We start from the raw sequence: 12,892 nt of genomic DNA on the forward strand, positions 1-12,892 counted from the left end.
AGGATCAGTCGGGCAGGGCCTCGGCACGCAGCTCCACCAGGCGCTCGGGCTCCCGGAGGTCCTCCAGGACCTGGCCCGCCTCGTCCCCCACCGCGATGACGTGGGCGTAGCGGGTGAGGAACGCGGCGGGCGGCAGGTCGAGTTCGTCCCCCGGCTCCACGGTGATGCCCGTCTCGTGGATCGTCGGTCCGAACCGGTCGTCGTGGACGACGACCTCCACGGTCCGGCAGTGCCCCTCGGGCAGCAGGAACCGGACGGCCGCGGCCTTGCGGTGCTTCGGGGTGAGGTCGGTCCTGCGGCCGGCCGCGGCGTGCGCCGCGGCGACCGTGGGGTCGACGCCCGTGGCCAGCGTGCCGAGGTAGGGGATGAGATCGCCGCCGAGCCGGGCGTTGACCTCCACCAGGCGCGGGCCCGCGGGGGTCAGCTTGAACTCGGAGTGGGTGGCGCCGTGGACGAAGCCGAGGGCGCGGTGGATGTCGCGGAGCTGGCCGAGGAGTTCCTCGTCCTGGAACAGCGGATCGCCCGCGTCGACGTCATGGCCGGTCTCCTCGAAGTACGGTTCGAGGCCGAGCCGCTTGCGGGCGATGACGGTCGGGGTGACCTCGCCGTCGTGGATGACGGCGTCGACACTGATCTCCGGCCCCGTCAGGAACTCCTCCACCAGGACGTTGGCCGGGTATCTCGGCAGGTTCATGAAGTCGGCGCCGTCGGCCGCGGCGAAGGCGGCGGCGATGTCCGCGGGGCCGTCCGCACGGACGACGCCGAAACTGGCGGCCATGGCACGCGCCTTGACGATGACCGGGTAGCCGATCTTCCCCGCCGCCTCGAGGGCCTCCTCGGCCGTGGTGACGGTGAAGGACGCGGGCTGGGGCACGCCGGCGGCGGTGAGCACGGCCCGCGTGGCCGACTTGTCACGGCAGTTGGCGAGCGTCTCGGGCGGGCTGCCGGGCAGCCCGAGGTCCTGCGCGAGCCGGGCGCAGAAGACGACCTGCGTCTCGTCGTAGGTGAAGACCCCCACGACCGGGTGGGTCCCGGCGACGGACAGCGCCGCCTCGCGCACCGCGTCCGCGTCCCGGGTGTCGACGCGGGTGGCCCCGACGCAGTACGCCAGCTGCCAGGTCGCCTCGGCCGAGTCCAGCAGCCAGAGCCGGTAGTGCCGCGAGACCGCGGCCAGGATGTACTCGCGGTAGGGGCGGTACCCGCTGCCGACGAGCAGCAGGACCGGCATGTCCTGCGCGTCGGGCTCCGGGGTCTGGACGGCCGGCTCTGTCATGACGGTTCCTTCGGTCTGTACGGAGACGAGCTGTGGACGCGGGGCGGGCCGTGGGCGCGGGACCGGCTCCGGGTACGGGGCACCGCGCGCCCGGACGCCGTACGGCGGCTGCCGGACGCGGCGGTGCGTGGGGCCCCGGTCGGTCCGGGGAGGGGACAGCCGCGCCGTTCACGGATTGCGGTTACTGGCCGGAATGAATCGGAGGGACGAATTCCGCGACCGGACGCGGAGTTGCCGCGAATGCGTCGGAGGACGATTGCCGACCGCACCGGACAAGTTCTCCACCGCCTGATTCTTACCGGCGCCCCGAAGGCATGTCAACGGCTGGCGCTATTGCCCGGAAATCCGGACGGGCACCATTACCCGGCCGTCCGGAACCGCCTTGTTTGAACGGAAATCCCCGGACGCGGACTCCCCCTGTGACATGGCGGCACCCGCATAAGGAACGCTAATGTTCGGTACATGGATCTTCAGGCACCGAAAAATCCGGGGAACCCCGCATCCCCCTTTGCCGAATTTGCCGAAATATTTCCCCCGCGCACGGCGGACAAGGCGGCCGGGCCCCGGCGGGGAGGCCGGCCGTGATCACCGTATGGCTGCCGGCTCCCGATTCCGAGGCCCTCATGGGCGGACTCCCCGAGGGGTTCCGGGCCGACGTGTGGCGCGGAGAGGCCGAACTCCCGGCGTCGGCCGACACGGTGGAGGTGATCGTCCCGCCCTACGGGGTCGGCGGCGACCGGCTGTCCCGGTTCGCCGAGCTGCCCCGGCTGCGGCTGGTGCAGCTCGAGTCCGCCGGCGTGGAGTGGATCAGGCCGTACGTGCCGGAAGGCGTCGTGCTGTGCAACGCCCGGGGCGCGTACGACCGTGCGGTCGCCGAGTGGGTCACCGGTGTCGTCCTGTCCCATCTGCTGCGGCTGCCCCGGTTCGAGCGGGCCCGCCGCGAGGAACGCTGGGACTACACGCACACGGACACGCTGGAGGGCAAGCGCGTGCTGCTCGTCGGGTACGGCTCGCTCGGCTCGGCGCTCGCCCCGGTCCTGACCGGGTTCGGCGCCCGGATCACCGCCGTGGCCCGCCGGGCGCGGGCGGGCGTGCACGGAGTGGACGAGCTGCCCGGGCTGCTGCCCGAGGCGGACATCGTGGTCCTCCTGCTGCCGCTGACCGCGTCCACCACGGGCCTGGTGGACGCCGCCTTCCTGAGCCGGATGGCGGACGGGGCCCTGCTGGTGAACGCCGGCCGCGGCGGCCTCGTCGACACCGACGCGCTGGTCGCCGAGTTGTACGGCGGCCGGCTGTGCGCGGCACTCGACGTGACCGCCCCGGAGCCGTTGCCGGCCGGTCATCCGCTGTGGTCCGCTCCCGGGCTGCTGCTGACGCCGCACACCGCGGGGTCGAACGGCACACCGCCGGCCAGGGCCATGGCCCTGGCCAGGGCCCAGCTGGTCCGCTACGCCACCGGTGCGCCGCTCGCCAACGTGATCGGCCCGGAGGGCTACTGACGGACCGCGGGGCCGGCCGTCCGGGGTCCGGTGACCGGCCCCCGCGCGGCTCACAGCCAGCCGGAGCGGACCAGCGCCTGCTGCTGCCCCGGGAGGGGGTCGGGCGTCGGACCCTCCGGCCGGTTCCCCAGCTCGCCCGCCCGGACCCGGTCGAGCAGCCTGCGGGTCGCGTCCACGATCTCGGGCGCCGCCCTGCGGAGTTCCGCGGCATCGTCCGGACCGGCCGTGCCGGCGGGGAAGCCGGCCGTCTCCAGGAGGCCGTCGAGATCGGCCAGCCGGTCCCCCAGCCAGCCCAGCGGGTCCGCGGACAGCTCGCGGACGAACACCCGGTCGCCCGGGTCCCAGCCGGTGAACGCGGGGTGGTGGTGGGTCCGGTCGAAGCTCCCGGGCCTGCCGTCGACCGATTCCAGGAAGTCGGCCCGCCACACCGGCCGGTCCACGGCGATCGGGTAGGCGGCGTAGACGGAGTCCACCAGCTCGCCCTGCTCGACCAGCCGCAGCTCCAGGCGGACCCCGTGCTCGGGGCTCTCCTGGCCCTTCAGCGGTTCGGGATCGACGAAGTACAGGTCCCCCACCACGATGCCGACCTTGTCGAAGGCGAACATGTAGAGCATGCGCATTCCTCTCGCGACGTGCTGTCAGGACGGTGGCGCGGCACGGGGGCAACACCACCCTTCGGGGCCCGCAGGCCTAGGCCGTCCTCTCCGGGTCGGTCCGCCCGCCCCCGCGCAGGCTCCGCGCCGCCGTCCACAGCAGGACCGCCAGGACGGACGTGACCAGGGCCGGAGCGAATCGCAGCACCTGTTCCGGCAATGTCACGGACCAGCCGAGCAGCACCGAGGACAGGGCGGCACCGCCCAGGATGAAGGCCCGCATCACCGCGTTGACCCGGCCCGAGACCTCCTCGGGTATCGCCCGGAAGCGGTATTCGTTCGTGGTGACGTTCATGCCGCCCTCGCCGGCCATGAGGGCGCAGAAACCCGCCACCACGACCCCCTCCCACGGGGCGAGGAGGGCGGCGGAGGCGACGGCGCACACCAGGAACCAGAAGCGGATGCGCCGCTCCGCCGGCGCGCCCGGCAGGAGCCGGCCGCCGAGCCAGGAGCCGAGGGCGCTGCCGCCCGCCCCGGCGGCCAGCACCGCGCCCGCCCAGCCACTGGACCAGCCCCAGGTGCCGGCGGCGAGGACCAGGATGACGGGCGGTACGGCGCCCGCGCCCAGGTTGTACACCGAGAGCACCGCGGTGAGCCGTGGCACGCCCCGGATCTTCCTGAAGCTCCGGAAGCCCTCGATCTGCATACGCAGGAATCCGCGTTCGACGACCGGCTTCTCACCGGGCGGCAGTACGGCCGCGACCGCCGCGGTGACCAGGAAGGTCGCGGCGTCGATCCACAACGCCCAGTACCCGCCGACCCCGGCGAGGACGAGGCCCGCGACCGCGGGCCCGGCGCAGCGGGCCAGCTCCGTGGCGGCGCCGAACCTGCTGTACGCCTCGGTGAGCCGGTCCTCCGGCGCGAGCATGGGCAGCAGGCTGAAGTCGCTGGTCAGGTTGGAGGTCACGGTGCCGCAGCCGGCGACCAGGAGGACCACCAGCACGAGTTCGACCCGGCCCGCCATGAGCAGGAACGGGGTGAGGGCGATGAGCAGGCCCTGCGCCAGTTCGGAGACCATGAAGACCATGCGGCGCTCGTAGCCGTCGATCAGCGTGCCCAGCAGGGGCGACGCGACGAACGGCAGGTACTGCACGCCAAGGCTGAGCGCGGCCATCAGCGCGGACCCGGTACTGGCCAGGATGGTCCACGGCATCGCCAGGTGCAGGAAGGTGTTGCCCAGCTCGGAGACCGACGCCGCGGAGGTCAGCAGCCAGAACTTGCTCCACGTCTCCTGCGCCGGCGGCCGCCCCGGCGGGCGCGGCACGGCCGGGGCCGTGTCCGGCCCGTCAGTTCCCGCACTGTCCATGCTCCGTCTCCTCATTCCGTCCGGATCGCGGCGGTGAGCACGCCCGCCGGCGCGGGCGTGCTCACCGAAGGGGGTCAGCTCACGCGCGCGGCGATGGCGCGTGCGCAATCCAGCGACTCGGTGTGACTGGTGTCGACCTCGATGTCGTAGACCACGCCCTTGTGCACGATCTCCGCCTGCGACGCGGCCATCCCGATGACCCGGTCGCCCCGGGCGATCTCGCGGCCGGCCGCGATCTCGGGGTCGCAGTGCACGCCGACCCAGAGCACCTCAAGGCCCTCCAGGTGGGCGCGCAGGCGTTCCTGGGAGGCCCGTCCGCTGAGGAATACGTCGTCGATGATGATCCGTGCCCCGGCGCGCGCCATGGCGGCGACGCCCTTCGTCCACGCCTCCTCCATCTCGCGGAAGCCGTCACCGAGCACCACCTCGCCCTGCTTCCCGAATTCGACGCCGGATCCGTTCTCGATCAGGGACGGCGGCAGCCGGTCGATCAGGTCGTCGACGCCGAGGTTGATCCACGGGTGGGGCAGGATCGCCTTCAGACAGCGGGTGATTCCGCTCTTGCCGGAGCTGGACCCGCCATTCAGGACGATGACTTGAGTACTCACTTGATCGGCTCGCCTTCGAGAGTGATGCGTTCCATTTTGCGGACGTGCGGCCAGTAGTCGGAGACGGCGTAATGCTGGCTTGCCAGGTTGTCCCAGATCGCCACATCACCCTCCTCCCAGGAGAAACGGCACTGGAATTCCGGACGCCACGCCAAGAGGTGCACCATATCCAGAATCCGCTTGCTCTCGGCCTCGTCGAGACCTTCGATACGGACGCCCGAGACCTTGTTCGAGAAGAGGGACTTCTCGCCGGTGAAGGGGTGCGTGAGGACGAGCGGGTGGGACTGCGCGGGGTACTTCTCCCGCATGCGGCTCAGCGCCTCGTCGTTGCCGTCGAACGCGGGGAAGTAGATCTGCATCCAGTCGTGGACGACGCGCAGCCCCTCCAGCTGCTCCTTGACCTCGTCGGCGAGCGAGGCGTACGCCGCCGCCATGTTCGCCCAGCACGTGTCGCCGCCCCGCGGCGGGATCTCGACGGCGCGGAGGATCGAACCGAAGGTCGGGACCTCGCGCCAGTTGAGGTCGCTGTGCCAGGCGTTGAGGTTCCCGGTGTGCTTCTCGTCGTGGTAGATGCCGGTGATCTCCGGGTACTCGTGGTAGGGCTGGAACGGCGAGATGCCGTGCACCACGGGTTCGTCCTCGGAGATGAACGGGTGCACCTCGGTCCGGCCGAGCCGCTTCGCGACCTGCATGAAGGTGTGGCGGTCGAGGTGCTGGCCCTTGAAGAACACCACCTTGTGCTGGAGCAGCAGTTCGGTGACGAAGTCGCGGAGCCCCGGGTCGGCCGGGTCCAGCCGGTAGTCGTCGACGACCACTCCGATGTGCGTGCCGAGTTTCGTGCGGGCCACTAGTCCCCTGCCTTCGTTTCGAGTGTGTAGGTGTGGATGATCCGGTCCATGTCCCGCTCCACCGCGGCCGCGGACTCCCCCGTGACCAGGAATCCTCCGGCGGTGGGCCAGGTCCGGCCGGCGGCGGCGAGGACGTCGCCGGCCGCCGGGGTGTCGGCGGCCACCACGGAGGCGGGGAGCTCGTCGAGTCCGGTGACGGCGACGACCCGGACGGTCCCGCCGACCGCCGGCATGTACAGCCAGCCGGAGGACCCCACCTGCCGGTGGTCCAGCATGGTGGTGGGCGCGGCCAGTTCCGACGGCCGGCCCAGGCAGGCCAGTGCCGCCTCCCGGGCCAGGTCGACGCCGTACACGGTGCGCTGGTGCCAGCCGATGCCGGCGCCGCCGAACCGGTTGCCGATCTCCAGGAAGACCAGCTCGTCGCCGGGCGTGTGGAACAGTTCCAGGTGGAACGTGCTGTCCGTCAGCTCCAGGGCGCGCAGCACGGTCTCGGTGAAACGCCGCATCCTGCCGACGAGTCCGGGATCGTCGGGGGTCACCGCCGCCAGCGGGGTGGTGCCGTGCTGGAAGTCGAAGCAGCTGTCGAGGTAGCGGGAGGCGCAGAACCAGCGCAGCTCCGCGTCCCGGACGACGCCGTCGACGTGGTAGATGGAGCCCTCCACGAACTCCTCGGCCTCGTACCCCTCCTCGATGCCGCCGGCCTCGGCGAGTGCGAGGAGTTGCGCGGCGCCGTCGAGGATGCGCACGCCGATGCTCGCCCCCTGGCTCCGCGGCTTGAGCACGATCCGGCCGGGCAGCCCGGCGGCGAACCGGGCCAGTTCCTCCCGCCCGGTGCCGGGACCCACGGCGAGGAACCTCGGTACGCGGATGCCCGTGCCGGACAGCGCCTGCTTCATCGGCACCTTGTCGCGGCACCGGATCGCGGTCCGCACGGAGGTACCCGGCACCCCGAAGTGCTCGCGCAGCCGGGCCGCGGGCAAGGTGGTGTGCTCGTAGAGGCCGATGATCCCCGCGGGCGGGCCGAACTCGGCGACCAGCTCGGCGACGAGGTCGCGCATGCCGTCCACCGCCCGGTCGTAGGTGTCCAGGTCGTCCGTGTCCGGAAGGTCCAGCACCGCGATGCGGGCGAACCTCGACGCCAGGGCGGCGGGCAGCCGGGCGGCGCTCGCCCGGGGCATCACGGCGGTCACGTGGTCGGTGTCGAAGTCCGCGGTGTGCGCCTCGGAGGCGTGGAAGCCCACGTGGACGACGTGCTGCTTGCCGGTGCTCACGGGCGCACCGCCAGCTTCTCGTGGAGGAACAGCCGTTTCGCGGCGCCGCCCCGCTCCCTGACGTACGCGACCAGCTTGTCGCTGTCGATCATCGCCGGGTGCGTCTCGTCGTACTCGACGCACATCACCGCGCCGAGCCAGGGCTCCTGGCCCATCGCGTACACGTAGACGGAGTCGGCGCCGAGCGCGTCGACGATCGCCGCCGCCTGCTCGAAGTTGCTCCCCTTGAGGCGTCGGCCCGCGTCGATCCGGCGCTCCAGCCTCTCGGGGAAGAGCGGTCCGTAGAGCCAGCTGACCGGCGCGCCCACGCTCTCCATCCCGATGAACACCGTGTGCACCCGGCCGAGCGCGGCCGTCACCTGGGGGTACAGCTCGGGCGAGACGTTGGTGGAGTCCGCGGCGAACAGCACCCTGGTGCCGTCGAGGTCCAGCATCCAGCCGCACTTGGTACGGATCCGGATGTCGCCGTGCTCGCCGAGGAACGGCACCGCGGTGATGGTGCCCCCCGGGGTGTCGAGCGCCTCCAGGTCGTCGAGTTCGACGACGTCCCGGAAGCCGAGCCGGGCCAGCACCCTCTTGAGGTCGGGATCGACGAGGCTGGAGTTGGCGGACTTGGCGATGACGACCTTGCCGACCCGGTGGCGGATCCTGATCAGGGTCTCCAGGAGCATGTGGTCCTGGTGGTTGTGCGTGATCATCACGTAGTCGACGCGTTCGGGCAGGTCGTCGAAGGTGAACCTGCCGTCGCTCTCGCGCGAGTAGCCGCTGTAGCTGATCACGGGGTCGACCAGGAAGGTGGTGCCCCGGTGGCGGACGAACACGCAGGCGTGGCCCACGTATTCGATGACGTCCTCGCCGGGGTCCGCCGGGCCTGAGGCCGCCGCGGGCGCCGGGTCCTCCTCGAAGAAGCCCCGGAAGGCGGCGGCGCGTTCCCCGTCGAGGCCCAGCTCCGCGGTCACCCGGTCCAGCTCCCCCGGGGTGAGCCCGCCGCGGAAGACGGTGTCCAGCAGCTCCGACTCCAGCGGCACCGAGACCAGCACCTGCTCGTCGGTGTACTCCAGGACCGGGGTGGTCAGGGCGAACTCGCGCGCGTCCTGGTGGATCTCGGAGAACCTGACCTGCTGGAGAGCGGGGTCGAAGTACGGGGAGGCGTACAGGAACGGTTCGATGAACCGGTAGTCGGGCGTGCGGTTGTCCCGGTTGTAGAACAGCTCCACGCGCCCGGCCAGCGGCCCGGGCAGCCGTCCGTACACCTCCTCCATCGACGCGCCGGCCTGGCCGGGCAGGATCTTCTGCTCCAGCTCGTCGATGGCGTCGGCGAGTTCGAGCAGCGGGGCCTGCTGTTCGCGGGCGGTGGCGTACCAGTCGCCGATCCGGTCGTACGAGCCGTCCCGCTCGTGCACGAACGGGCCGCCGAGGAAGCGGGCCTGCCGCAGTGCCGTGCGGTGGGTCTCGGGGTCGGCGAGGTAGGACTCGACGATGTTCCGGTAGTGGTTCTTCAGGTATTTCGCCAGGGTGTGCGGAGGGAGCAGGTACGACCAGGCGTACCAGCCGGCGACGGCCGGCTCCGCGATGACGTTCTTCTTGAGGGACAGGGTCACATCAGGCTCCGCGTTCGCACACGTAGTACTGGAAGAGGAAGTCGTCCCGGCGCGCGACGGTCTGCCGGACGCGCAGCCCGCAGCTCTCCAGGTCCACGGTGTCCAGCAGGACGGGGCTGTGGCCGAGCAGCACCATGGTGCCGCCGGGGCGCAGCGTGCCGACGAGCCCCGGCAGGATCGACCTGGCCTGGGCGGTGGAGACGACCTCGGAGTTGAGGAACCGGCTGAACAGGATGTCCGCGCCGCCCGGCTCGACGGCGGGGTCCGCCGCGTCGCCGCACACCACCTTCTCCAGGCGGGAGGCGGCGAACTCGGTCATCTGCCTGCTCAGGTCCTGCCCCACCGTACGGATGCGGGCCGGGTCCAGGGCGGCGAACTCGGACAGGAACTGGCCCGTGGAGCAGGCCGGGTCGTACGCGAGCACCTCGCCGGCGACGGTGTCGAGCCAGGGGGCGAACCGCTCGCGGGTGTACGCGCGGATGTGCTCCTCCCCGAGGCCGAGGAAGGCGGCGCGCTCCTCGGTGACCAGCCAGCCGTCGGGCCGGCTGGTCTTCTCCCGGCCCGGGTCGCGCTGCTTGGCGAAGGGGTGGACGAGCTCGGTCAGCGGGGTGATCGCGTCGAAGGCGGCTCGCCGCCCCGCCTCGTCCAGCGGCTCGAACACGATCCGGGCGTCGGCGTCGGACGTGCGCACGGAACTCACCGTGCCGACCACGTTGTACCAGTAGACGCGGCTGCAGAAGACTCCCGGCATGCCCTGGTCGAGCACGTAGTCGGAGATCGTCTTGCAGCCGGCGTACCAGCGGTCGCCGGTCCGGAAGAGGAACAGGCGCTCGGGTTGGCCGGTGAGCGTCTCGCGCAGTTCGTGGCCGCCGGGGCGCCGCCAGCGGCTGAAGTCGCCGCGGCGCAGTTCCTCGCGGATGCCGGTCTCGTCCTCGACGAACGCCGGGTCCAGGGGGTCGCCCGGGTCCCAGCGCTGCTCGGGGGCCACGGTGGTCGCCACATCAGGGCTCATGCGTCAGATCTCCAAGGTCTTGGTGAGTTCCCGGATGATCGGCCGGCACGTGGTGCGCACCGGCCCGGCCCAGCCCGGCTCGCCGAGCCAGAGCCGCAGAGCGGCCAGCACGCGGGTGTCCGCGGTGCCCGCCTCGGTCACGGTGGCGAGCCACTCCTGCGGATCGGCCAGCGGGACGTTCCCCAGCTCCGCGCGCAGCTCGTCGACGCCGTAGGTGCGCTGGAGCAGGAGGGAGCGCCGTTCCGGGGCCCGTCCGGCGGCGGCGGCCAGCAGCGAGTCGGTGACATCGGCGACGTGGCAGACCGGCACCAGGCCGGTCAGCCGCGGCAGGACGCCCTGCTTCCCCGAGATCCGCAGCAGGTTCGCGAAAACGTCGTCGTCGAGGAAGGCGGCGTCACCGGGTGTGTGCCCGTACACCAGTCCGAGGCGGACGATGTCGACCTGGCAGCGGTCGCCCTCCAGCGCCCCGGCGTAGCTCTCGGCCACGAACTTCGCCTGGGAGTACGGGTCGCCGACGGCCTCGAGGGCGTCCTCGGTGAACGGCAGGAACTCCTGGCCGACGGAGGCGGCGGAGGCGAACACGAAGCGGTGCGCGCCCCGCTCGGCCGCTGCCCGGACCAGGGCCCGGGTGTTCGCGACGCTGTCCTTGACGTGCCGCTCCAGCGGCAGCACGTGGTTCACCTGGAAGCCGCAGTGCACGACGGCGCCCCAGCCGCCGGTGTCGCCCGCGCTGGTCCCCAGGTCGTCGTAGGTGAGGAACCGCACGTCCGCGAAGTCGGCCTCGTCCCGGCCGAAGCGCGCGCGGTGACGCTCCACGAGCCGCCGGGGGTTGCCGCTGGTGACGACGGTCAGCGGCCGGTCGCCGCCGAGCAGCCGGTCGAGGACGTGCCCGCCGATGAATCCGCCGGCGCCGGTGACGGTGACCGCCCGCGGATCACCGGCCGCCTCCCGCCGCAGGGCCGCGAGGGCCGCGGGCAGGCCGGCCAGCTCGGCCGAGACCGCGCGGAACACGGAGGAGACGGGGGAGGCCGCGGGCTCGGCCCGGTCGCCCAGGGCGGCGACGAACCCCTCGACCGTGAAGTCGTAGTTGAGCAGGTCGAATGCCTTGCGCACCCGCTCCTCGCCGAAGTGCCGGGCCAGCTTCACCTGGAGCTGCACCAGCCCGAAGGAGTCGCCGCCCGCGTCGAAGAACGACAGGTCGGGGGCGATCGGGGTGCCGAGGACTTCCTCCACCGAGGCGCTCACGATGTCCTGCCCGGCCTCCGGGCCGCCCGTGCCGGCGCCGTCGCGCGCCACGAGGGCACGCAGGGCGTCCTTGTCGGCCTTGCCGGTGTGCGTGACCGGGATGTCGGGCACGGCGAGGACGAGGTCGGGCACCTCCCACTTCGGCAGCAGTGCGCGCAGCCAGCTCTTCAGCTCCGCCTCCGTCCGGCCGGTCGCGGTGTGCGCGAGGACCAGGGAGCCGTCGTGCGTCAGGACCGCGACGCGCGATCCGAGCAGGCCGGACAGCCTGCCCTCCAGGTCGGTGAGGGCGATCCGGTGGCCGAGCCGCTTGATCTGGTCGTCGAGGCGGCCGAGGTAGAAGACCTCACCGTCGCGCAGTTCCACCTCGTCGCCGGTGTGGTAGGCGGTGCGGCCGTCGACCGTGGTGAACGGCCCGTCCGCCCGCTCCACGCCTTCATAGCCCAGGGCGACCCCGTCGCCGACGATGACGAGTTCACCGCGTCCCGAGGTGGCGTAGGTGCTCAGCGTCCGGTCGTGGACCCGGGCCTCGTACCCGTCGACGGGGCGGCCGACGGAGGTGGTGAACCGGTTCGGCTCGGCGACGGAGAAGCACACGGTGCCCTCGGTGGGACCGTAGGCGTTGAGCACCCGGCTGAACCGCGCGGCTGCCCGGAACTCCACCTCGGTCAGGGCCTCGCCCGCGAAGACGACCGTGCCGATCGCCTTGCGTGCCTCGTCGTGCAGGCGGGCGTACACCGACGGCGGCACGGTGATCACGTCGCAGCCGTGCGCCGCCAGGTGGGTGCCCACCGCGTTCACCCACGAGCCGCCGTCCCACGCGGGTACGACCAGGGTCCCGCCGGCGTACAGCGTCACGAGGATCTCGGCGAGAGAGGCGTCGAAGGCGAGCGAGGAGAACTGGAGCACACGATCGCCCGGTTCGATGCCGAACAGGCGGGTCTGCGCCCGGCAGAGGTTCTCGATCCCCCGGTGGCCGACGTTCACCAGCTTCGGCAGCCCGCTCGACCCCGAGGTGAACACCGAGTACGCCGTCCGCTGCACGGGCCAGGACGCCGGACTCTCCCCGTCGGCCGGCGGGGACACCTCGGCGGCCAGCTCGTCCGCGTCGACCACGGGCACGCCGACGTCCGGTTCGCGCAGGGCTTCGGACGTACCGCGGAGCACCAGGTCGGGCCTGGCCACGCGCATGGCCTCGCGCACGCGTTCCGGGGGCAGCCCCGGGTTGACCGGGGTGTAGACCAGCCCCGCGCGCATCACGGCCAGCGCCCACAGCAGCGCCTCGGCGGTGTGCTCACCAGCCGTCGCCACCCGTACGGCCCGCGGGTACCGCCTGCGCAGGTGCGCGGCGCGATCCCGGGTGACCCGGTCCAGGTCGGCGTACGACCAGGTCCGCGTACCCGACTCCAGGGCGGGCAGGTCGCCGCCCGCGCCGAGGCGGTGAGCAAGGAGCGTGGATAGATCCACTGGACTTCCCCTCTGGTTGGCTTGTCGGTTGGGAGGGGCCCTCCGCACGGGTGGATGGGCAGGAGGGACGGACCGGCCGGCGTGCCGGTCGTGCCGGACCGGTCCCGCGGCG

10 protein-coding genes are annotated in these 12,892 nt (G+C 72.2%); 1 reads left to right on the forward strand and 9 read right to left on the reverse strand.

The window, feature by feature from the left end:
- Nucleotides 1-4: 4 nt before the first annotated feature.
- Nucleotides 5-1,273 carry an ATP-grasp domain-containing protein gene (locus IF37_RS0101065; RefSeq protein ID WP_079165487.1) on the reverse strand — a complete coding sequence of 423 codons (1,269 nt, stop codon included), beginning with the start codon at nucleotides 1,271-1,273 and terminating at the stop codon, nucleotides 5-7.
- A gap of 581 nt (nucleotides 1,274-1,854) precedes the next feature.
- Here IF37_RS0101065 and IF37_RS0101070 point away from each other — a divergent pair.
- Nucleotides 1,855-2,772 (forward strand): 2-hydroxyacid dehydrogenase, encoded by a 918-nt coding sequence (locus IF37_RS0101070; protein WP_253915592.1) that lies wholly within the window; start codon nucleotides 1,855-1,857, stop codon nucleotides 2,770-2,772.
- A 50-nt stretch (nucleotides 2,773-2,822) separates the two neighbouring features.
- On the opposite strand, the gene IF37_RS0101075 is transcribed toward IF37_RS0101070, so the two are convergent.
- The 8 genes from IF37_RS0101075 to IF37_RS0101110 all read right to left on the reverse strand — a co-directional run bounded on the left by IF37_RS0101075 (nucleotide 2,823) and on the right by IF37_RS0101110 (nucleotide 12,780).
- Nucleotides 2,823-3,386 carry a hypothetical protein gene (locus IF37_RS0101075; protein WP_052844908.1) on the reverse strand — a complete coding sequence of 188 codons (564 nt, stop codon included), beginning with the start codon at nucleotides 3,384-3,386 and terminating at the stop codon, nucleotides 2,823-2,825.
- A gap of 76 nt (nucleotides 3,387-3,462) precedes the next feature.
- Nucleotides 3,463-4,731: an MFS transporter gene (locus IF37_RS0101080; protein ID WP_030734557.1), complete on the reverse strand. Its 1,269-nt coding sequence runs from the start codon at nucleotides 4,729-4,731 to the stop codon at nucleotides 3,463-3,465.
- 74 nt (nucleotides 4,732-4,805) lie between these two features.
- Entirely contained in the window at nucleotides 4,806-5,339 is a 534-nt protein-coding gene (gene cpt / locus IF37_RS0101085) for a chloramphenicol phosphotransferase CPT (protein ID WP_030734560.1), read from the reverse strand.
- Nucleotides 5,336-6,187: a TauD/TfdA family dioxygenase gene (locus tag IF37_RS44245; protein ID WP_037855365.1), complete on the reverse strand. Its 852-nt coding sequence runs from the start codon at nucleotides 6,185-6,187 to the stop codon at nucleotides 5,336-5,338. Before IF37_RS44245 ends, cpt begins: the two co-directional genes overlap by 4 nt.
- Nucleotides 6,187-7,458: an acetyl-CoA carboxylase biotin carboxylase subunit family protein gene (locus IF37_RS44250; protein WP_052844909.1), complete on the reverse strand. Its 1,272-nt coding sequence runs from the start codon at nucleotides 7,456-7,458 to the stop codon at nucleotides 6,187-6,189. Before IF37_RS44250 ends, IF37_RS44245 begins: the two co-directional genes overlap by 1 nt.
- Entirely contained in the window at nucleotides 7,455-9,059 is a 1,605-nt protein-coding gene (locus IF37_RS0101100) for an MBL fold metallo-hydrolase (protein ID WP_030734575.1), read from the reverse strand. Before IF37_RS0101100 ends, IF37_RS44250 begins: the two co-directional genes overlap by 4 nt.
- A 1-nt stretch (nucleotide 9,060) precedes the next feature.
- Nucleotides 9,061-10,071 (reverse strand): class I SAM-dependent methyltransferase, encoded by a 1,011-nt coding sequence (locus IF37_RS40645; RefSeq protein ID WP_158727262.1) that lies wholly within the window; start codon nucleotides 10,069-10,071, stop codon nucleotides 9,061-9,063.
- 3 nt (nucleotides 10,072-10,074) lie between these two features.
- Nucleotides 10,075-12,780, reverse strand: a complete 2,706-nt coding sequence (locus IF37_RS0101110) for an AMP-binding protein (protein ID WP_052844911.1) — start codon at nucleotides 12,778-12,780, stop codon at nucleotides 10,075-10,077.
- Nucleotides 12,781-12,892: the final 112 nt, after the last annotated feature.

It is taken from the genome of Streptomyces sp. NRRL S-31 (assembly GCF_000718775.1).
In the GTDB taxonomy this organism is placed as follows: domain Bacteria; phylum Actinomycetota; class Actinomycetes; order Streptomycetales; family Streptomycetaceae; genus Streptomyces.